The 19,863-nt window shown below is 50.5% G+C and carries 21 protein-coding genes; 11 read left to right on the top strand and 10 right to left on the bottom strand.

Annotation, left to right across the window (positions count from 1 at the left end; translation table 11 throughout):
• Positions 1-31 precede the first annotated feature (31 nt).
• From B9Y58_RS13035 to B9Y58_RS13005, 7 genes are all read left to right on the top strand, one after another.
• Complete coding sequence (locus B9Y58_RS13035) at positions 32-898, top strand: hypothetical protein (RefSeq protein WP_073057864.1); 867 nt, start codon at positions 32-34, stop codon at positions 896-898.
• A 158-nt stretch (positions 899-1,056) separates the two neighbouring features.
• Positions 1,057-2,589: a glycosyl hydrolase 53 family protein gene (locus B9Y58_RS13030; protein ID WP_233247981.1), complete on the top strand. Its 1,533-nt coding sequence runs from the start codon at positions 1,057-1,059 to the stop codon at positions 2,587-2,589.
• Between the two features lie 35 nt (positions 2,590-2,624).
• A complete protein-coding gene (locus B9Y58_RS13025) occupies positions 2,625-2,888 on the top strand; it encodes a chorismate mutase (RefSeq protein ID WP_073057871.1) in 264 nt (87 codons plus the stop codon).
• Complete coding sequence (locus tag B9Y58_RS13020) at positions 2,888-4,030, top strand: prephenate dehydrogenase/arogenate dehydrogenase family protein (protein ID WP_073057873.1); 1,143 nt, start codon at positions 2,888-2,890, stop codon at positions 4,028-4,030. The genes B9Y58_RS13025 and B9Y58_RS13020 overlap by 1 nt, the downstream gene beginning before the upstream one ends.
• Positions 4,030-5,406, top strand: coding sequence for a 3-phosphoshikimate 1-carboxyvinyltransferase (locus B9Y58_RS13015; protein ID WP_073057875.1), 1,377 nt, complete (start codon positions 4,030-4,032; stop codon positions 5,404-5,406). The genes B9Y58_RS13020 and B9Y58_RS13015 overlap by 1 nt, the downstream gene beginning before the upstream one ends.
• The gene (locus B9Y58_RS13010; RefSeq protein WP_073057878.1) at positions 5,406-6,302 is read left to right on the top strand and encodes an NAD(+)/NADH kinase; all 897 of its coding nucleotides are present in this window, start codon (positions 5,406-5,408) and stop codon (positions 6,300-6,302) included. The genes B9Y58_RS13015 and B9Y58_RS13010 overlap by 1 nt, the downstream gene beginning before the upstream one ends.
• A gap of 109 nt (positions 6,303-6,411) precedes the next feature.
• Positions 6,412-7,251: a hypothetical protein gene (locus B9Y58_RS13005; RefSeq protein ID WP_073057880.1), complete on the top strand. Its 840-nt coding sequence runs from the start codon at positions 6,412-6,414 to the stop codon at positions 7,249-7,251.
• A 66-nt stretch (positions 7,252-7,317) separates the two neighbouring features.
• Here the strand turns inward: B9Y58_RS13005 and ffh are convergent, their stop codons facing one another.
• Entirely contained in the window at positions 7,318-8,682 is a 1,365-nt protein-coding gene (gene ffh / locus B9Y58_RS13000; protein ID WP_073057882.1) for a signal recognition particle protein, read from the bottom strand.
• 183 nt (positions 8,683-8,865) lie between these two features.
• Here ffh and B9Y58_RS12995 point away from each other — a divergent pair, with 183 nt between their 5' ends.
• Genes B9Y58_RS12995 through B9Y58_RS12980 form a run of 4 tightly spaced genes read left to right on the top strand, consistent with a single transcriptional unit; the run spans position 8,866 to position 13,254 of the window.
• Positions 8,866-10,206, top strand: a complete 1,341-nt coding sequence (locus B9Y58_RS12995; RefSeq protein ID WP_073057884.1) for an alpha/beta fold hydrolase — start codon at positions 8,866-8,868, stop codon at positions 10,204-10,206.
• 33 nt (positions 10,207-10,239) lie between these two features.
• Positions 10,240-11,421 (top strand): hypothetical protein, encoded by a 1,182-nt coding sequence (locus B9Y58_RS12990; RefSeq protein WP_073057886.1) that lies wholly within the window; start codon positions 10,240-10,242, stop codon positions 11,419-11,421.
• An 8-nt stretch (positions 11,422-11,429) separates the two neighbouring features.
• The gene (locus B9Y58_RS12985; protein WP_073057889.1) at positions 11,430-11,783 is read left to right on the top strand and encodes a MetQ/NlpA family ABC transporter substrate-binding protein; all 354 of its coding nucleotides are present in this window, start codon (positions 11,430-11,432) and stop codon (positions 11,781-11,783) included.
• A 43-nt stretch (positions 11,784-11,826) separates the two neighbouring features.
• A complete protein-coding gene (locus B9Y58_RS12980) occupies positions 11,827-13,254 on the top strand; it encodes an MATE family efflux transporter (RefSeq protein ID WP_073057891.1) in 1,428 nt (475 codons plus the stop codon).
• Between the two features lie 3 nt (positions 13,255-13,257).
• Here B9Y58_RS12980 and fliB read toward each other — a convergent pair whose 3' ends face one another.
• From fliB to B9Y58_RS12945, 9 genes are all read right to left on the bottom strand, one after another.
• A complete protein-coding gene (gene fliB, locus B9Y58_RS12975; protein ID WP_073057893.1) occupies positions 13,258-14,226 on the bottom strand; it encodes a flagellin lysine-N-methylase in 969 nt (322 codons plus the stop codon).
• Between the two features lie 50 nt (positions 14,227-14,276).
• Positions 14,277-14,894: a fibrobacter succinogenes major paralogous domain-containing protein gene (locus B9Y58_RS12970; RefSeq protein ID WP_233247980.1), complete on the bottom strand. Its 618-nt coding sequence runs from the start codon at positions 14,892-14,894 to the stop codon at positions 14,277-14,279.
• On the bottom strand, positions 14,816-15,031 hold the full coding sequence (locus B9Y58_RS14965) for a hypothetical protein (protein WP_233247979.1): 216 nt from the start codon (positions 15,029-15,031) through the stop codon (positions 14,816-14,818). Before B9Y58_RS14965 ends, B9Y58_RS12970 begins: the two co-directional genes overlap by 79 nt.
• 70 nt (positions 15,032-15,101) lie before the next feature.
• Positions 15,102-15,752 carry a hypothetical protein gene (locus B9Y58_RS12965; protein ID WP_073057895.1) on the bottom strand — a complete coding sequence of 217 codons (651 nt, stop codon included), beginning with the start codon at positions 15,750-15,752 and terminating at the stop codon, positions 15,102-15,104.
• Between the two features lie 149 nt (positions 15,753-15,901).
• Positions 15,902-17,323, bottom strand: a complete 1,422-nt coding sequence (locus tag B9Y58_RS12960; protein WP_073057897.1) for a vWA domain-containing protein — start codon at positions 17,321-17,323, stop codon at positions 15,902-15,904.
• A 146-nt stretch (positions 17,324-17,469) separates the two neighbouring features.
• Entirely contained in the window at positions 17,470-17,613 is a 144-nt protein-coding gene (locus B9Y58_RS14635) for a hypothetical protein (RefSeq protein ID WP_158278369.1), read from the bottom strand.
• Between the two features lie 30 nt (positions 17,614-17,643).
• Positions 17,644-18,570, bottom strand: coding sequence for a DUF4421 family protein (locus B9Y58_RS12955; RefSeq protein WP_073057942.1), 927 nt, complete (start codon positions 18,568-18,570; stop codon positions 17,644-17,646).
• A 110-nt stretch (positions 18,571-18,680) separates the two neighbouring features.
• The gene (locus B9Y58_RS12950; RefSeq protein WP_073057944.1) at positions 18,681-19,121 is read right to left on the bottom strand and encodes a DoxX family protein; all 441 of its coding nucleotides are present in this window, start codon (positions 19,119-19,121) and stop codon (positions 18,681-18,683) included.
• Positions 19,122-19,195: 74 nt separating this feature from the next.
• A complete protein-coding gene (locus B9Y58_RS12945) occupies positions 19,196-19,642 on the bottom strand; it encodes a GNAT family N-acetyltransferase (protein WP_073057947.1) in 447 nt (148 codons plus the stop codon).
• Positions 19,643-19,863: the final 221 nt, after the last annotated feature.

The following is a 19,863-nucleotide window of genomic DNA, read 5'->3' as shown; positions in this document are numbered from 1 at the left end:
AAAGAGGGGGCCTTTCTTCAAAAGGATTCAAATGAAAAAGCAACTCTTTATTGGTGCAGCCGCTCTCGTGGCTATGGCTATGACCGGTTGCCAGAAGACTGGCACTATCGAAGGTGTCGTCCTCGATCCGTTTACTGGCAAGGCTATTGAAATGCCGACCGTTTGGATGGATTCTACCATCTTCGGTACGCAGAACCCGAAGTACCCCTACAAGGGCGAACTTCAGCAGGGTAAGTTCAAGTTTGAAAAGGTTCCCGTTGGCGAATACCTGATCAAGGCCCGTCGTTCCAAGTACATTCTCGGCCAGCAGAAGATTGCTACCGACGAAAAGAACCCGAACCTCTCTGTGACTCTGTACGAATACAGCGACCAGATCAAGCCGGGTCTCTACAAGAGCGGTACGACCGAAGGTCCTGAAAAGATTGATAACCAGTGGGTTGTCTATTCTACAAGCTGCAGCGAATCCGTTGCCGGTTACCGTTTGACCATGCCGATTGCTACCGATGCCGCCAAGGTTCCGGGCAAGAAGGCTGACAAGAAGAAAAAGAAGAAGGCCGATAAGGGCGCAGCCAAGGTTTCTAGCCTCCCGGCTCCGTTGGCCGTGGACGTTGCACTCAACGTGTTCTACGTGAATGCAAGCTCCGTGACTTCTCCGCTAGTTGCGACTACCTACCCGGCTGTGGAAGGCAAGGTGGCTGACCATTCCGACTGCCAGGGCTTCGGCGCCGACGAAAAGACAGGTCTCTTTGTAGACAAGTCCAAGGGCACGACTCTGAATGTGGAATACAAGGCCGAAAACCTGTTCCAGGTGACTGGCACTCTTCCGTCTGGCAAGCAGATTCTTCAGCTCGCCCAGGATGGCAAGACTCTCCAGACCTACTACTTCCAGGTCAAGTAATTTTACGGTATAGGGCTTAGCCCAGTCTGTTGAATTTAGCGAAAGGCTCCGCTTTGCGGGGCCTTTTGCTGTATTGTGGGACAGTTTTTTGCCGCGCAAGGCCTAGTGTAAAGAATTCGTTTGTTGATTTTTCGGGGCATTTTGTATAGATTAGGAGCATGGGAATTCGATTGGGAAAATTTGGTCTAGCCTCTTTTACGACGCTATTTGCACTTGTCGTGAATGGTTGCGATAACGGATCTAACAATGCTGCGGAATATGACTACGAAGTCATAGATGATGAACGCGATTCATCTGCGGTAACTGTTCGCGATACGATTTATGATACCATTCATATGCCACCGTTTGATGAGGTCTTAGTTTATCCGCCCCAAGGCGGGGATACGCTTGCTTACCTGAGTTCTTCTACAGCGGATACTCCGAATTCATCGGCGCTTGAGGTCGATCCGGGTGCTTCTTCAGGAATGGAATCGTCACATTCCTCGGCTGTGGAACCGCCAAAATCGTCTTCGTCGAGAATTGTTCCCGATATGTCTTCGGATTCGAGGCCGCCGCGTTCTTCGTCTTCCAAGATGGAACCCCCTCCGGAATCTTCTTCTAGAATGGTGCCGCCCTCTTCTTCGAGCAAGGGGCCTGCGCTTGACTTTAGCTTCTATAACGGCGCGGATATTTCGACGGTGCAGGAATACGAGCGCTGGGGTACCAAGTTCTACGATGTCGACGGCTCCGAAAAAGACATCTTTACGCTCCTGAAAGACCACGGGTTCAATGCGATTCGCTTGAAGACTTTTGTGAGCCCGAAGGCGCAGTACGGTTATGCGGCGTCGGGCTGCGATCATGATGCCGAAAGTTATGCCGACAAGGACCACATTATCGCTTACGCCCAAAAAATCAAGGCAGCGGGCATGGCCTTCTTGCTCGACATTCATTACAGCGACAACTGGGCCGATCCAGGCAAGCAGATTATTCCCTCTCGCTGGCGCAACGTGAAAAGTTCCGATGCGATGGCGGATTCCGTATACAATTATACTTATGACTTGTTGAATTCCTTAAAGCAGGTGAATGCGACACCGGAGATGGTGCAAGTCGGAAACGAGACTACACCGGGCATTTTGATTCATGTGCCGAATAGCAAGACGGATTGCTGGGGCAACGGGGTAGACAAGGCATCTACTGCAATCAATGGTGATATGGGTACAAGTGCCGGCAAGGCCAATGCGGGCAAGTACTTTAAGGCGGGCATTCGCGCCGTCAAGGCGGTGTCGCAAAATATCAAGACGGTTCTTCATATCGAAAGCATTCGCAAGACGAGTACGGTCGACTGGTGGATGAATGAAATCTTCAAGAACCAGAAAGTTCCTGCCGACGTGATGGGATTTTCGGCGTATACCGCTTACGGTGACGACAAACCGGACAAGTGGAATAGTTTGTTCAGAAACTTGATTTCGACTTATCCGAATTTGGAATTCATTGTGGCCGAATACAACGGCGGCGAATCGGACAACACGTATTCATACGATGGCTCGCGCAAGAAGGCTGTAGATATGGTTCGCGGGCTAGACCGCTGGATTGGCGCCTTTTTCTGGGAACCTACTTTGAGTGGAGCCTGGGGGCCAGCGCTTTTTGACTGGGATGGCCCGAACATGAAGGCCAATAAGAAGGCTTTTGACGAGTACAAGGTGGAGTTTTAAGCGACACCATTGAGCCTTTTTTCTAAATTCAAAGTATGAATATTGAAGACTGGCGCAACCGTATTGATGAACTGAACGATGAACTGATTGCCCTTTTGAACAAGAGGGCGAGTTTTGCAGTGGAAATTGGTAAAATCAAGAAGCAAAAGGGACTTCCCGTGCTTGATGCTGCGCGCGAAGAGGCTGTTTTGAACGTGGTCGCCGAAAAGGCGAAAAAGGCGAATGGCCCCTTGCCTCCAGAATCGTTCAAGAACATTTTTAGAACCATTATTGACGAAACTTGCAAGGTAGAAGAATAATGCGGATCACCTTCGTTGGCTTTGGACTTTTGGCAAGTTCGGTAGCCGCTGCCATTAAGCAGGCTAAGTTGCCTACGGTGGTGCGTGCGGTGAGTAGCCCGGCCACACTTGCCCGTGCAAAGGAACTGGGGCTTGCCGATGAATTTTTCGGCTACGACGAAATCAAGGACTGGGTTCCCGGTTCCGATGTGATTTTGCTTTGCGCTCCGATTCTGCATATCCTTAAGACCATCGATGCTCTTTCGCAGATGGACTTGGCGGCTCTTGCGGGCCAGAACCAGATTTTGGTGAGCGATATCGGATCGACCAAGGTGGAAATTTGCAAGGCGGGCGCCAAGCTCCCGAAACCTTTCGTGTTTGTGGGTAGCCACCCGATGGCAGGCTCCGAAAAGCGTACGCTCGAATACAACGATCCCTCGATTTTTGAAAATGCCTACTGGTTCGTGTGCCCGCCTGAAGGTGTCGACGAATCGGTGTACAAGCCGCTCTTGAACTTGATTTCGTTCGTGGGCGCAAATGCCGTGGTGTTCCCGCCGGAACATCATGACCGCACCATGGCCTGGGTTTCGCACATGCCGCAGATGCTTTCGTCGACGCTGGCGGCGAGCATGCCGGAGCGCCTGGTGAAGCCTAACTACCAGCATTACGCAGGCCGTGCTTTTAGAGACATGACGCGCATTGCCGCCTCTGGCTGGAACATGTGGCACGATATCGCCGTCACTAACCGCGACCAGACGGTGCTTGCGCTTAAAGAAGTCCGCGCCGGAATCGACAAGACGGTCGAGGCCATGGAAAATTTGAAGGTGGTGTGCGACGGCAAACCCGCCGCTGATGATCATTCTGCCGAATTGGAAACCGTCTTTAAGGCCGGTAACGATGGCCGTGCCAGTCTGTTTGCGCCGGGCCGCAATGCCGCTGCCGCCTTCTCCGAAATTACGGTGCCCCTGAAAGATGTTCCGGGTGCGCTATTGCAGGTGATGCAGCCCCTAGCCGACAACAATTTGAACATTCGCGATATTGAACTGATGAAAGTCCGCGAAAATATTGCAGGCACGTTGCTGCTTGCGTTTAAGACCCCTGAAGAGGCCCGCCGTGCCATGCAGATTCTGTTGCAGCTTGGTTACGACGTAAAGGAACGCTAATGGAATTTGTTTTAAACCCCGACCGCGAACGCATGGAACTTGCGCTGGTAATGGCGCTGCTCGTGAATGGTCGTACCGTTTTTGAAGATTTCTCTTTTGCCGCAGGTGTAGAACCTTTTGCCGAGGCCCTCAAGGAATTTGGCCTGAATTATACGCAACAAGGCCACCAACTGGTGCTCGAAGGTAAGGGCTTTCAATACACGCTTCCGAGCATGCTCCCGATAGACTTGGGCGAAGCTCGTTGCGTGATGCTTTGGACGCTAGCTTCCAAGGATGTAGAGCAGATTTATACGTTTGCCGCCGAAAATGACGAAACGGGCATTGTGCAGGTGGCACGTGCCAAGGAACTTTTGCAGAAGTATTTCAAGGTAAAGCCTGTCGACGATGAACCGGCAAAGTTTACGTTTACCTTTGCGCCCGAAGAAATTGCAATTAAAAAGGATTCGCTGGGCAACGTAGCGACCGTGATGCGAAACCGCTTGCTTTTGCGCACGCTCATTCGTGGCGAATACCTGTCTTTTGAAGAAAAGGGCTCGGTTCACGATCAGTGGACCAAGATGCTCATGTACTTTGGTGTTTCGCTGAAGTATGAAACTCGCGGCATGGAACAGCTCACGGAACTGGAACGCCGCATGATGATGGCTCGCGGCCAGAAGATTGAACGCACTCAATTTACCGAGATTTCGGAAACGCCGGTGATTACGGGCCGCGACTACTATGTTCCGGGAGATACCACCGAAGCGATGGCCTTGGCGCTGCTTGCGACGATTGCTAGCATTCCCAAGAATACAGAAGTGGCTCTCAAGAATGTGGATTTGAACAGCTCCCGCGCGGGGGCGCTCACTTGCCTCAAGCGCATGGGCGGTAACTTTGAAACGGTGAGCCGCCGCGAACGTTTTGGCGATGTTTACGGCGATGTGATGGTTTATCCGCTCGCTTCGGGCAAGCGCTTGCAGGGCAGGCGCTTTTCGGAAGATACCATTGCGACGGGTATCGAGGAATACCCGTTCTTGGCGGTGGCCGCCTGCTTTGCCGAAGGCGAAACCATTTTGCGTATCCCCAAGGAACTGCGTAAAGAAATGCGCTCCACCAACGAAGCCTTGGCCGAGAACTTGCGCAAGACGGGCGCCGAAGTGGGCGTCTATGACGACGGCCTTGTGATTCGCGGGCTTGAAACGATTGTGAACGGAAGCGACTTTGACGGGGGAGAGTTGCCGCAGAATGGCCTTGCGCTTTCGGTGCTTTCGATTGCTCTTGAAAACGATGAACCGGTGGCGAATTCCGAATTGGTCGAAGCAACCTATCCGGGCTTATTGCAGAAGCTGAAACTTCTGCTGGAACAGGCCACGGCAAAGCCTGAAACGGAGGCGTCGTAGTGAACAAAGTCAAAAAATTCCAATTCCGCACGATTGGTATCGTGGGCTGGAAAGACAAGAATCCGGATTTGGCTCTCGCCCTCGATGTGATTTCGGGCTGGGCCGACGAACATCCGCAGGTGACGTTCTGCGTGTTGAACAATCTGAAGGATTTGGTGCGCAAGCCTATCAAGGTGGTCAAGGAAAATACGCTTTGCAAGTCCGACTTGTTGCTTGCCATTGGCGGTGACGGCACGGTGCTTTCGGCGGCGCACATGGCGCTCGGGCACGACACGCCCATTCTGGGCGTGAACGCGGGTCGAGTCGGGTTCTTGGCCGAGACCCGTGTCGAAGGCCTTTCGCAGACATTGGATAGCTTGCTTGCCGGCGACTTTTCGACCCGCGAGCGCATGATGATTGACGCGGTCGTTTACCATGGTAAAAAGCAAGTGGCAAAGCAGACGGTGCTAAACGAGGTTCACGTTCGTGCGCACGCGCCCGAGCGCATGGTGAACGTGAGCGTGGAATACAACGGAACAGCCTTGACCGATTACTGGGCCGATTCCGTGCTCGTTTCGACTCCGACGGGTTCTACCGCCTACAACCTGGCGGCTGGCGGCCCGATTATTCATCCGGCAACGCCCGCGGTGGTGCTGACTCCGGTGGCGGCGAGCAGTCTTTCGGTGCGCCCGCTGGTGCTTTCGCTTTCGTCCAAGAAACTCCAGATGAAGTCGGCTGTCGATGGCCCGCTGGACCTGGTGTTTGATGGCCGTACCACGATCGTCTTGAAACCGAACGACGTGCTGACTCTTGCCGAAAGCAAGTCGGTGACGACGTTTATTCGTTTGCGTCATACGGGATTTGTGGGTGCGCTTCGCGAAAAACTCGGCTGGACAGGAAAACCGAGGCAGGTCTAGAAAAGTGTTATTCTGAGCTATGCGAAACTAAGAACTTTAGTTCTAAAGTTGAGTTATCCTCTTTGTGGAGAAGTGCGTAGCACGGAGTCGAAGAATCTAAGGGAGCTATATGAAAAGATTGAAAATCGCATTTTTAGTTTGCTTTAGCATGTTGGCTTTCGCTGGTTGCGCAGGCCGCCAAGGTGGCGATGACGCTTCGGGCGATGCGAGCATGAAGGACGCTCCGTGTCAGGAGTGCGGCACCCGCGGCGATATCGAACTCAAGATTTCAAACGAAAAAACTTACCGCGAATGGAACAAGAAGGCTTATAGCCGCATGGATTCCTCGGCGGTGTGGGGCGTGTTCCCGGCGCTTTCGGTCAAGGCTGACCGCCCCGAAAAGTGCAAGTTCTGCCACAGCTACAGTGCAGACGCCCTGGATTTTGACCTAGCCCGCGTCGAAGATTCCCTGATGGTCAAAGCGTTCCCCAAGATGCGCCGCGAACTTATGCTTCCGGGCATGCGCCTGCCTGATGCCGATTCCGTATACGTCGATAGCCTTTCCAAGCTGCTTTTGAATTCAATCTTTGCCGACGGTAAAAAGTTGAGCGATATGAGTCCGTGGCTGGAACGCGATGGTGTTGAGCAGGATATTTCCCGCGAACTATCGAAGGATTTCAAGAACTTGCTGAACGCACTTGCAAGTCGCTACGAACTGCGTTACCTTTCGATTCCGGTGGTGCTGAATGTGCGCATGGATACCGATCTCGGCAAGAGTGGCGGCTACACTTGGCAGACGCTCTGGACGCTGTGGGATGCCCGCTACGGGGAACTTGTGTTCTTGGTGTATTCTGAATTTACCGCTGCCACTACGAGCCGTGTGGCGCCCGAAAAAGAATGGGCGGAACCTTTCGCGTCCCGCCTCTGGAAAATGCTTTCGACTGACTTAAGTAAGCTCGAAAATCATTAATTCTTAAATCCGCGAAATTAAATTCGCAAAATCATAAAATAAGCCCGCTTAAAGCGGGCTTCATTTTTATTTCTTCTTCTTTTTCTTCTTGTCTTTTGGCGGCGTGTAGTTACTGCCCACGGTACCGCCATTGTTTTGCTTGCGGGCCATGTCGCCGACCTTCTTGAACATTTCCTTCATGGTTTCGTACTGCTTGAGCACGGCGTTCACGCGGCCGATTTCAGTGCCGGAACCCTTGGCTACGCGAGCCTTGCGGCTGCCGTCCAAAATCTGCGGTTTCTTGCGTTCCTTGGGCGTCATGGAGCTGAGCACGGCTTCCACGTAAACTAGTTCCTTTTCATCAATCTGGTCGATGGGGAGCTTGTTCAGGCCCGGAATCAGGCTCAGAATATCTTTGATGCGGCCGAGCTTCTTGATGGTGCGCAGCTGGTTCAAGAAATCGTTCAGGTCGAAGGTGTTGTTGAGAATCTTCTTCTTCAGGTCCTTGGCGTCTTTTTCGTCGATGACCTGCTGGGCCTTTTCCACGAGGCTCACCACGTCGCCCATGCCGAGGATTCGGCTGGCCATACGGTCGGGGTGGAACAGTTCGATTTCGGGGAGCTTTTCGCCGACACCGATAAAGCAGATGGGCACGCCCGTCATCTTCTTGATGCTGAGCGCTGCACCGCCGCGGGTGTCGCCGTCCATCTTCGAAAGGCAAACGCCCGTAAAGTTCAGGCGGTTCCAGAAGGTCTCTGCCACGTTCACCGCTTCCTGACCGATCATGGCGTCGGCTACGAACAAAATTTCATCCGGGTGAACGGCGTCGCTGGCCTTTTCGAGTTCCTGCATCAACTCTTCGTCAATCTGCAAGCGGCCTGCGGTATCGTAAATCACTAAGTCAAAGCCGTTGTCCTTGGCGTACTGGTAACCGTGCTTGATGATTTCGACCGGATTGCCCTGGCCTTCGTCGTAAACGGGAATGCCAATCGACTTGCCGAGCACCTGCAACTGCTTGATAGCGGCGGGGCGGTACACGTCAGCGGCCACCAAAAGCGGCTTCCTCTTCTTTTTGCTGCGCATCCAGAGGGCGATTTTGCCGGCGAAGGTCGTCTTACCGGAACCCTGCAGGCCAACCATCATGATGCCGACCGGAGCCGGAGCGGAAAGGTTGATTTCCTTGGTTTCGCCACCCATCACGGCCACAAGTTCGTCGTGGATGATTTTCACAATCTGCTGACCGGGAGTCACCGAGGAAAGCACTTCGGAGCCCATGGCCTTTTCCTTGACGGCCTTAACGAAGTCGCGGGTCACGTTGAAGTTCACGTCGGCTTCGAGGAATGCGCGGCGCACTTCGCGCAGCGATTCGGCGACGTTTTCTTCGGTGAGCTTGCCCTGCCCGCGCAGGTTCTTGAGAGTAGATTCTAGAGAGTCAGTCAGCTGTGAAAACATAGTGGGTCAAATATAGTAATTTCTTGCTTGGACTTTGAATTTGAGGTAAGTCGTTTGCTCACGATAAAATGAACTTGTTATAGGAAAAAGCTATCAATTGCCATGAAAAAATAGTATTGGACGTAAACCTCCGTAAAATCTAATATTGAGCCCGATTTAAAACGAATACAAACGGAGGCTTCAATGACAATTCATAATAATTTTGCTTTATTCTCGGCAGCAATTCTTGCTTCTACACTTTTCTTTGCCGCCTGCTCTGATGATTCTAGTAGCGCCCCCGAAGAAAAATCTTCTCACGAAGAAGAAACTTCCCACGAAGAGCACCATGGCCATCATATGGACGAACCTAGTGAAGGCGACCTGACGCTTGGAGATGAAGATATTCAAGATGGATTCATTTTCTTGCAAGATACAACAATCAATGGGGTGCTGACGGTTTCTACGACAACGCCAGGTGCAACGGTCCTAAAGAATGTCAAGGTGACCGGAAATTTGCTCATCAAGCGTTCTGGCCGTGTCGATTTTTCTGGAAGTGCCGATGTTGTTCATGTGGGGAGCAGCAATACGGATGTCTATGCCTTTGAAGATGAAGCTCAGGTGAACGGGCATCATTTTATGGGCAAGAACAATACCTTTACGACAAAGAGCTTTGCCGAATACCAGAATGTCGACTGGACAGAAAAATCGGTTGACCTTGCAACGGGAATACATTTGGCCTATACAGTGACGGGTGATGAAAAGGGAACTCCGGTCGTATTGATTCACGGACTTACCGATGGTCGAGTTTCTTGGTCGCAGGTGGCACCGTCGCTTGCCAAAAAAGGCTATCGCGTTTATGTACCCGAATACCGCGGCAACGGAAAAACGGACAAGCCGATTGATGAATCTTCGTATTCTGTCGCTGAACTTGCAAGCGATATAGCAGCCTTTGTCGAAAAACTTGGCCTGAAAAAAGTTCACATTGTGGGACATTCGCTTGGAGCCTTTATTGCTCAGGAATTATCCATCACGAACGCAGAAATTGTTTCTTCAATCACCTTGATTGGTTCAGGTGCTTCGGTTGACGAGAAGAATGCCACGCTGGATTGGCTTGTGAACGGTACCGATGACGAATCGTTCGATGGCATTTATGCATACGATTCGACCCAGAAACTCCCCGAGAGCTTTATTCAGGCGTGGGGCTACAGCACGAATCCGGATAAGGGTTTTCAGGCCGCCAATCTGGAACACCTGAAACAAGTTCCCTACTATGTGTGGAAATACCTGGTCAAGAATCTTTTGAAAATAGATAATACCAAGCGTCTTTCTTCGATTGCGACCGATGTTCAAATCATATGGGGTACTAAAGATGCCTTGTTCGACAGCGAATCTCAGAAAACCTTGCAAAAGGGACTTTCTGGAGCAAAAAGTGTTGTGTTCCACGAAGTTGAAGGTGCCGACCATAATACCCATTGGGGCTCTGCCGAAGACGTGAAAACGGTAACGGGTTATATCGATGAATTTATTAAGAGTTTGAAAAAGTAATCTTGTAAGTGATGGGTGCCAGAATTTATTTGTATGAATAAACGAATATTATTGTATGTCCTTCTATTAGTCGGTTTGTCGCTTGCCTTTGAGCGTCCTAAGCTGGACCTTTCGGGAATGATTATGGTTCACGCTTATGCCGACTGGAATACTGATGAATCGAACGTCGTGCATCGTTATGAATCTATGCTAGACTTGGATTTTGATGTCCGTTTTAACGATCGTTGGTCTGCATGGCTCGAAATTGAAGCGATGGGAATGGCGATGGATGGAATGGAGGATATGGAAGGCATGGATATGGGCGATGATGCGACCATGGATCCTGTGCACCCGACTGTCGTTTTTAACGGAGCTTATGTTCAATATGCGCCTTCTGAGCACCTGGCTTTTCGTATTGGCGATTTAAATTATTTCGAAGGTCTGTTCAAAAATTATTATGATTTTGGCGACCCTCGGGACGATGCTGCGGGCATAAGGCAAAAGTCTATTCGCGGCGTTGAATTCTTGTGGAATGGCTTGCAACTCGATGCCGGCTTTGGTAGCGGAAGTAACGACCAAAGTTGCTATTACCACTATATGTTCGGCGAATACATGGGAATGGATTGCAAAGAAGGCCTTACGTACGAAATTCATGCCGCTTACGATCTTGAAATTGCAGGCCAGGTATTTCGCCCTTATGCCGATTACAAAAGCTATCAGCGAAAGGATTTTAATGAACTTTATGCTGGGCTAGATATTTCGCTTTCGTCGGAACATTTTGCCTTGCATGGATTATACGGGTTTCATTCGGTCTTCTTGGCTAGCGATGATGCGGTATCGAATCATGTATTTTTGGCTGAACCGTCGTTTGAATTTTCGAGATTTTGCATCATAGGTTCTCTGTTCTATGCGGTTATCGATGACCCGGAACGTACATTCTTGGAAATGACAACTCGTCCGGAATACTTTTTTGTAGCGGTAGAACCGAGTGTAGCCTTGCTGGAATCCTTAAGTATCGGTATCCCTCTTGAATACCATACGAATACTTTAGACAAAGATGAAGATTTGCAATCGTGGCGCGTCGGTGGACGGTTCTACTTTAATGTTCCCGGTTACAAAATAAATATTATCTCGATGGTTCTTGCCGATATCCCTGACGATAAAGATTGGCCGTCCGAAGGCAATAAAAACGATCCTTCTCTGATATTCGGCGTCGAAGTTATGTTCGATTTCTAGGGGGGACTGTGAAGAAAATACTTTTATTATGTGCTTTATTAAGTTCTTTTGCTGCGGCTCGATTTGACTGTTGCGCCCGTAAGCATGCAACCCTCAAAAAAGAAGTGACGGCAGTGACCGTGACGGTGGGCGTCGTAAACGCAGAAGATGAATCAACGCTGAAAAAAGTGTCGGCTTCGCTTTCTAGCGAAGGAATCCAACTCCAGGTAAAAAAGTTGGGCGACCAGGGCAAGGCATCCGAAGCGCTTTCAAACGGGCTTGTCGATGCCCTGTATACAGGTAGCCTCCAGGTTCGCCCTGATACCGAAAAGAAAGAAGTCCTTTCAACCTTAAAAAAGAAACTTGAAAGTGCTGCTCGATAGAAACTTGCATAAATTGTAAAAATTTCTATATTTGTCGCCCAATATGGTCGACGCGATACTCAATAAGTTCTACAGACCGTCTAAATTCAAGAAAAACGGTGATGTAAAGGATGTGCTCGTAGTGGCACTTCCCATGCTCATGTCGATGTCTTTCGACACGATCATGACTTTTATCGACCGCCTGTTCCTTTCGAAGCTTGGCCCAGCCGAAATGAATGCGGCGCTTGGGGCGGGAGCGGTGCAGCTTGCACTTACCATGTTCTTTACCGGTGCCATCAGTTACACGACCGCTATGGTGGCGCAGCGTCTGGGTGGCAAAAAGCGCTGGGATTGCGCCCGCGTGTTTATGCAGGCGGTTTACCTATCGCTTGTTTCGGTCCCGCTTTTGTACCTCACGATTCCGCTAGGCCATTTTGTGTTTGGAATGGAGCATTTGCCGGCGGACCAACTGCAGTATCAAAAGACCTACTTTAATATTTTGATGTTCGGCGGCATCATTAACTTGGTGCGCAATGCGGCTCCGTGTTTCTTTAGCGGTATCGGCGAAACTAAGATCGTGATGAAGGCTGCTTTCGTGGGCATGCTCGTGAATGTCGTCTGCAACTTCTTCTTGATTTACGGCTTTGGTCCGATTCCTGCTTTGGGCGTGGCGGGTGCTGCTTATGGCACCTTGATCGGGAACCTGGTTTCGACGGTGATTTTGTTCGCAAAATTCTTCGGCAAGAATTGTCACGACCGTTTCCGCACCCGTTATGCGTTTGCATTCAGTTGGCCCCTGACCAAGGAACTCTTGCAGAAGGGCATTCCCTCTGGTGTCGAAATGTGCCTGAACATGGCGGCGTTCCAGCTCCTGATTCTCATGTTCCATGCGCTTGGGCCCGAGGCGGCCACGGCGTCTTCGGTCATGTTCAACTGGGACATGGTGGCCTACGTTCCGCTGATGGGCCTTGAAGTGGCGTCCACAAGCCTCGTGGGGCGTTACGTGGGTGCGCGCGACGGTGCCGCGGCATCGCGTTCGACTTATTCCGGCCTCAAACTCGGCTGGGGATATTCTTTGCTGATGGGCGTTTTCTTTATCTTCTTGCCGGGCATACTGACGGATATCTTTAAACCCGATGCCGCTGAAGCTTCTGCCGAGGCGCTTGCCATTTTCGCTGCAGCGCGGCCTATGAGCATATTCATGTTGCGGATTGCGACCTTCTACATTTTTGTGGAAGTCCTGCTTGTGATTTATGCGGGTGCGCTTCGTGGTGCGGGCGATACCGTGTGGGTCATGTTCGCGTGTGCCATTATGAACTGGTGCGTGGCGGGTGCCCTGTACGTGGCGGCCTACATTTTCCACCTGCCGCCTCAATACGCCTGGATCACGGTCGTTGCCGTGTACAGTACGGCACCGCTTATTTTCTGGCTCCGCTGGAAGAGCGGTAAATGGCGTAAGCACGTGATGGATAAAGACCGCCTGGCGGCCTAGCTTTTATTCGTCCAGAGAAATCTCGACGATTTCCATAATTTCTTGACAGTATTCCAGCTGCTTCGAAAGAATCTTGACCGCGTTTATTTTTGTGTTGGTCCGCGGGCTAGGTGTGACAGCGGAATTCGAACCTGCAAGTTCCTTGGTAAAGAATCGGGCCAGGTTCCAGAAGAACAATGCAAATTGGCGCTTGCCCTGTTCGCGTCCTTCGAAAAGGCACTTGGCGTAATGCCGGTAAATCAGGTAGGTGAGCAGTCGGCAACTTTCGTTTTCGGTAAAGAACCCTTGATCTACAATCGGTTCGCTTGAGTCTATTCGGGCTTTGATGCGCTCGAGAGCGGCGTCCCAGTCCGGGCCGTAGCTTTCAAGCTTTGACAAAAGTTCGAACATGGCATTCGCACTTTCAAACGGTGCAAACGGATTCTCGCCCGTATAGCCGAAAATTTTGTAGAGTCTCTCGGCGAAAGGCAAGCCTTGGTCAGCAAGCGTTTCGAACATCCATTCGCGTTCCCCGAGAATCTGGTCGCGGATATCAAGGTCGTCGTCATCCAATTCGTCTTCGGGCTCGTCGCATTCTTCGCAGGTAAAGGTCAGCGGGCCTTCGCCTTCAAGCAGCAAGCGCGCGGCTTCTTCGCAGCAGAGCCCGAGCCCACGCTCCATTATATCGCCGTAGACCTCGACAAATCGCGGATGCTCGGTGCAAATATCGCACAGGGCGTCTTCGCCCAAGTTCTGGAAAACCTCGCAGAGGTTGTCTTTGTCTAAAAACGGACAACGGTCGTGGGGGAGTAATTTAAAATGCCCGTCTTCAATATTTGCGCGGAGCCGCTCGCCAAAGGCTCCCGCCACCTTGCGGTAAACCTCTTGTGTCGCCTCGTCAATATCGATTTCCCAGCCGACACAACAAGTGTCGCTGCACCGCGAGGCAATGCATTTGAACTGGTCATAAAAATCGGGCTTTCGAAGAATCATAAATATAATCCTCCATGCAGGGCATGAAGGATTTCCAGTGAATGTTTAAATTAGGCGTTTTTTACGCAACGGACAGAAATGGCGTCGGATCTGTAAACGCCTTCGATGTCCATGGAGTCTTCGGTAAGGTTAAAGCGATAGGCATTGGCCGTGCCGTATTCTTCCTTGCACCAGAAACGAACGCGCTTGCCGAACTGGCAGAAGGCGCCATTGTCGAAACGGTAACCGGCAGGGAGTGCGAAAAATCCCAAAGTGTCGGTGCCGGGCTTTTGCCAGACACATTCGCTGCGCAGTTCCGCACCGTTTGACTTGGCTGACAAGTTTTCCATCAAGGTTTCCCATTCCTTAATGCTTGGAATGTGCCAGCCTTCCGGAGCAATGCCCTGGTAGTTGTCGGCCTTGATTTCGCGATACATGTTGATGTCTTTTGCCGGGGACTGTTCCTGGTATTCTGCAGGAATGTTCAGTGCGGTAGTCCATTTATAGAGCCTGCCGTATTGAGCAACGTTGGATTCTTCATTGCCGGGGGCGAAACTGTCTTCTGTCTTATAGCGCAGGTTTTCGGCCATCCACACCTGGTTGCCGATTTTTATGGTGCGGTAGGTTTCGCCATCGCGTGCATCGGTAAAGGAACCGTATTTAAAGCTTGTATTGTTTTGGCTAGGCATTCGTCATAGGACTTGTTGTTTTTGGCTTCCGGGGCTTCCAACTTAGCTGCCTTGCTCACCTGCATGCCGATGCGGAATGCGGCAATGACGACGATTACAAGACCGATGATGTTAAAAACGATAAAAGATGTACTCATATTTGTTCCTTTTTGAGGACTTCATAAAAGTAATATATTTTTTATTTCGATGAACATTTTTTTTGAATTTTTAGTCGTCGGACAGCAGACCTAGAAATTCGCCTTTCACAAGCCAGCTGGCACCGAAGAAGGTGAGAGCGATTGCCTCGACAATGAACGTCTTGGCAAAAAAATCGATGGGAATGATCATCAGGGCTAGTGCGGCCAGCATGCCGATACCGCAGATCTTGAAGATGATGTTTTTGATGTGCTTGTTTCGCGTGTCGTCTTTACCTTGAGTAAATTGGCACAAGCTCATGTACGACAAAAGCAAAAAGAACGCGACTGCAGATGCGCAGTGAATGATGTCAGAAATTTTTACGGGCAACTGGAAAAATCCGACGATTTCGCTTGCTGCAGGACAATCGCATGGAAACAGGACAATCATCAAGCCGAATAGACCTGCCAGGGCCGAAATGACGTGGTCTTTAGTGCTATAGCCTTTGTAACACATTAACACGACTGCGGCTGTCGTCAAGATTCCTACCAGCGGAGGTGTCACATAGTAAGTCTCCGAGATGGATAGAAGTCTCCAGAAACCTTCAGGAAACCCTTTGGTGTGAGCAACGAGAATGGCTCCGAGTAACGAAACCCAAGGCAGAATCATCCCCATCAGGCCCGCCAGATTACGGACTCTCTTCATCCAAATTTTTTCCAAGTCTTCGGATTTGCACTGACTCATTGTGTTTTCTCCTTTTTTTTAGTTTATCCTTATACACTCCGAATATACTTTATTTTATGTGGAACTGCAAGCGTACAAAATAATGAGGGCGGCCTTTCGACCGCCCTTTCGCTTTTTTAGAGTGATAAAATGTTTTTGTTCATTTCTAGTTATTCCACGTATTTTTTGATCAGTCGAATCATCAGGTCGGCGAGCTTTTCTACGTCGTGGTCGCCCACAGAAGCTTCGATATGCGAGTAACCGATGCCGCTGTCGTCGGTGAGGAACACGTAGGTGCCGCCCGTGATAATCTCGAAGAAACGCAACATGGATTCTGTGTCCTTGTCGACGCCGCTTGCTGCTACGGGAATGAGCTTGATTCCGTTCTTGGCGTAGAGCTCGATGGATTTCTGGAGGCTTTCGATGACATCGTCCTGGTGGTGGGCGGGGGCGTCAAGAATCAAGAAGGCGATGCGTGCACGGGCCGATTCGTTCCAAGAGAAATTTTGTAGCGTGGCTTCGAGTGCGGAGTGCACTGCCTCGGGGTAGTCGCCTCCACCGTTAGCGTACTGTTCATCGATAAATGTTTGAGTGTTGGCAACGTCAGTCGAAAAATCCTTGCCGCGGGTGAGGTATTCGTCGTTTTCGTCGCGGTAGAATACGACAGCCGTACGTAAAGCGACATTAGTTTCCGAGTGGGCGTGGTCTATGATGTATTTGAGGTCCGATTGGAGGAATCGGATTTCGTCGCCCATGGAACCGGTGGCGTCAACGATAAAGGCGATGTCTGCCTTGGCGTCAGCTTGCTTGGCGTCGCTTGTAACCACGTTCACTCTGAGCGAGTCGTTACCGATGGAGGTAAGCTTTACGGGGGCCTCTGATATTTCTCCGTTGATTTTCAACGAAAAATCTTCATCTTTAAAGACTTCTTCGGTGCCACCGTCAAACAGGTTTACCCAGCAGTAGGCATATCCCTTGTTATCGGTCTTCGTGGCAAAAACCTCATTGTCCCCTTTCAATAGCTTTACCGAAACGTTGGCTATGCCGGTGCCGTTTTCGTCTACCACTTGTACCGCCGCGAGATTGCGCGGGTCAAAATCCCAGTAGTCTGCCTTGGAGGCAAATTCGCCAGACATTATTTCTGTCCAGGAACTCCAATTGTCCAAATCGTTCCATTCGGAGGCCGTGAGCAGACCATAAGTCTTGCCGTTAAATCCGCCATCTCCTCCGCCGGGGGCGTAGTCTACAGGAATGTACTCGTCGAGAACTGTCATGTCCGCGACTTCTCCGGGCACCATGACAGAAGTCGGTTCTGCGGTATAGACGGCGTCGACCATGCGAATGCCGCCTTCGTAAGATTCGCTTATGCCGTAATCGCTATAGGAAGGGTTGCCTTTTGTTTCGAAGGTAGCTCCGTCTTCGGTATCGACGGAGGACTTTTTATGCGTGGTTGTGTCAGACGGGGTCTCGTCTGCAATTTGGCCGTTGTCTTTGCCCGCGTCAATTGGATTTGCACTGGCGCTGTCGTCGCTACAGGCCGCAAAAAACATGCTGAGCGCAAAACCTGCAGTCAATAAAAATCTGGATTTCATAGGGCCCCTCTTGTTGAAAAAAGATAACCGGGTCTCATAATGAGACCCTTATAAAACAAAATTAGTTCTTTTTTCTGAAAAAAAGAATACCTAAAAAACAACATGCAAAAACGCATGCTAAACGTCACAGATTATTGCGAAATGGGTTAAATCCCCGAAACAATCGCCCTTAGAACGATTCGCCGTTCACAGTCCTGATCCCATTGCAGGTAGAACTTGATGAACTTCTCTTCGGGGGCGTTTTTGTTTACGGTGAATGTTGCGTCACGGTAAAGGTCTTCGATGCGCATGCCCCTGAACTGGATGTGCTCCGGGTGCGGCTAGAACCTGCGTACCACAAGGATTTCGAAGGCAGATACGTATTTTTGCTCCAGATGTTCGCCAAACGCAATGGCGGAGTATCCGCATTTAAGAACGATGTTCCAAGCCCATTTTTCCCCGATGTAGCCCAATGCGGTCTTTATGTCCGATTCGGGTAACAGCAGGTTGCCGTCGTTAGCGTGTTCGCGGCCGTACGCGATGCCTACAACGCCCCAGAGGTTCCAGAAATACCCGTTGCCGAAAACGAAGGTGTAGGTGTACCCGACGTCACCCCAGATGGAGGTGATGTCGCGCTTGTCGTTTTCGTAGCCGAGGACCCCGTCGTTGTCTTCGGCAATGTTTCGTTGCAGGCGCCCGCCGATAATCAAGCTCCCGGCAGATTTCTTTTGACGGCGATCCAAAAAGTAGGCGCTCCTGGGGGCGAAAATTTCTTTCGCGGTCGCCATCCAGAGCATCGAAAAATACATGTCCGCAAACCAGAGATCTATGAATTCCCGTTCCTTTTCGCCGTCGCGTTCGACTTCCGTGGTGAAGCCGCTGTAAAAGCGGAGCTTTGCCGCAAGCCACCAGTTTCCCGGGAAAAAGTCGAGCCCTGTCTCGAAAGCCTGGGTGTCTGATTTTTCTTTTGAAGTGGTAAAAGGGAGGCTGTACTTGAAATCGGCGGACACGTCCCACGAAATCCCGAATGTGGTAAACAGGCTGTCGTAACCGAAGCCGATGCCCACATTGATCGGGCGGTTCGAATTGAGCGTCGAGTTGTTGTAGGCGGAATTCCAGATAGCCACGAAATTGTAATCGCACAAGAAACGCAGCGAGAACCGTTCACGGAACTTGGAAACCGAAGGCTCGTCGCTGTCTTGCGCTTCGGCAAAGGCAAACCCTGCGAACACCAGGGCAAACAGGAATATTTTCAGGACGCACTTCACCGGGGACCTTGAAAAGATAATAACATAAAGAGCCCCTATAAAATTTTACAGGTACTTCGCTTCGGGAGTATCCTTCAGGATTTCTTTCACGGAAAGAATATAAAAATTTTCTAATCCTTTTGAGGTTGCTTGCGACAGTGGGCGCACCATGTTTTGATTTGTTGTACGCCGTCGGTAGACCAAAGCGCCCAGGCGATCAGCACCGGCTGGAAGAACAGGCGTATGAGTCGGGCTTGGTCGGTATCGAGCCCGAAAGCGCTGATGCCGTTCACGTACTGGCTGATGTTGCCTGGGAAAATGGCGATGTAGAACAGCGCGAGGAGCACCCCCACCGTTCCCTTGTACTTGTACAAGATTATCATGCTGAGGCCGAGAGCGATCTCGACAACCCCCGAGGCCAATACCACGAAATCCAGGAATCCCGGATTCTGCGGAAACCACGACGGAACCTGCGCCAGGAATTCCTGCCTGGCGATGGTCAAGTGACTGACACCTGCATAGGTCATAAAAATGCCCAGCAGAACCCTCAAAACCATTTTTACGTATTTCATACATTTAATATAGGTTAAAAAGGGCGGAAAGTCAAAAAATTTTTTTGCCGCGAAGGAATGCTTAAAAGTTAATGTTAAATTGAAATTTCGATTTCAAACAGTTGGTTCGCAAGCCCGACCGTTGGTTCGAAATGGGCAATCTTCTTGAACCCGTATTTTTCGTATAGGCCGTGGTGCTCGCTTTTGAGATAAACTTTTTTGTAGCCGAGCCTTTGGGCGTAATCAAACGCTGCGTCAATTAAGCTTTTGGATAGCCGCTCTCCCCGGAATTTTTCGCTAACGTAAACGAGGTTAATAAAGGGGCTGCAACTGAATTTCGGAGGAATGTTCCCGTTCTCCTCGAGAACGCAAAAGCCGACAACATCTTCACCGTGTACAGCAACGAAAACTTTTTCCCAGTCTAGGAAATCGTTCTTTGACATTCGCTCGGCTAAACGACGCCCCGGCTGCCATGAGCAATCTTTCGCGAATGCGCGCGTCTTTTCCCACCATGGTTCATCTTTGTTGATCGCGATTATCATTGCTTGTCTCGGCTTTTAAAGAATCCCTATAGGACTTAACTAAACATGATAAACCTCTTTTAGGACAATATACCACTTTTTCAAAGGTATAGTTTTACCTCCGCTCAAAAAGAGCCCCTATAAGACGCAAAATATCCGAACACATTTCCGTGGTTCACGTAGTTCCATCCCACAATTTGATGTCCGCTAATGCCGCCGGCGAGCCCCAGGGTGTCCGCAAC

The sequence above is a fragment of the Fibrobacter sp. UWB15 genome, assembly GCF_900177705.1.
GTDB lineage: Bacteria > Fibrobacterota > Fibrobacteria > Fibrobacterales > Fibrobacteraceae > Fibrobacter.
This window is presented reverse-complemented; position numbering and strand designations above follow the sequence as displayed.

Coding starts and splice junctions, on each gene's coding strand:
- B9Y58_RS13035 (WP_073057864.1), top strand. CDS start 32: ATGAAAAAGCAACTCTTTATTGGTGCAGCCGCTCTCGTGGCTATGGCT.
- B9Y58_RS13030 (WP_233247981.1), top strand. CDS start 1,057: ATGGGAATTCGATTGGGAAAATTTGGTCTAGCCTCTTTTACGACGCTA.
- B9Y58_RS13025 (WP_073057871.1), top strand. CDS start 2,625: ATGAATATTGAAGACTGGCGCAACCGTATTGATGAACTGAACGATGAA.
- B9Y58_RS13020 (WP_073057873.1), top strand. CDS start 2,888: ATGCGGATCACCTTCGTTGGCTTTGGACTTTTGGCAAGTTCGGTAGCC.
- B9Y58_RS13015 (WP_073057875.1), top strand. CDS start 4,030: ATGGAATTTGTTTTAAACCCCGACCGCGAACGCATGGAACTTGCGCTG.
- B9Y58_RS13005 (WP_073057880.1), top strand. CDS start 6,412: ATGAAAAGATTGAAAATCGCATTTTTAGTTTGCTTTAGCATGTTGGCT.
- ffh (WP_073057882.1), bottom strand. CDS start 8,682: ATGTTTTCACAGCTGACTGACTCTCTAGAATCTACTCTCAAGAACCTG.
- B9Y58_RS12995 (WP_073057884.1), top strand. CDS start 8,866: ATGACAATTCATAATAATTTTGCTTTATTCTCGGCAGCAATTCTTGCT.
- B9Y58_RS12990 (WP_073057886.1), top strand. CDS start 10,240: ATGAATAAACGAATATTATTGTATGTCCTTCTATTAGTCGGTTTGTCG.
- B9Y58_RS12980 (WP_073057891.1), top strand. CDS start 11,827: ATGGTCGACGCGATACTCAATAAGTTCTACAGACCGTCTAAATTCAAG.
- fliB (WP_073057893.1), bottom strand. CDS start 14,226: ATGATTCTTCGAAAGCCCGATTTTTATGACCAGTTCAAATGCATTGCC.
- B9Y58_RS12970 (WP_233247980.1), bottom strand. CDS start 14,894: ATGCCTAGCCAAAACAATACAAGCTTTAAATACGGTTCCTTTACCGAT.
- B9Y58_RS14965 (WP_233247979.1), bottom strand. CDS start 15,031: ATGAGTACATCTTTTATCGTTTTTAACATCATCGGTCTTGTAATCGTC.
- B9Y58_RS12965 (WP_073057895.1), bottom strand. CDS start 15,752: ATGAGTCAGTGCAAATCCGAAGACTTGGAAAAAATTTGGATGAAGAGA.
- B9Y58_RS12960 (WP_073057897.1), bottom strand. CDS start 17,323: ATGAAATCCAGATTTTTATTGACTGCAGGTTTTGCGCTCAGCATGTTT.
- B9Y58_RS14635 (WP_158278369.1), bottom strand. CDS start 17,613: ATGCGCATCGAAGACCTTTACCGTGACGCAACATTCACCGTAAACAAA.
- B9Y58_RS12950 (WP_073057944.1), bottom strand. CDS start 19,121: ATGAAATACGTAAAAATGGTTTTGAGGGTTCTGCTGGGCATTTTTATG.
- B9Y58_RS12945 (WP_073057947.1), bottom strand. CDS start 19,642: ATGATAATCGCGATCAACAAAGATGAACCATGGTGGGAAAAGACGCGC.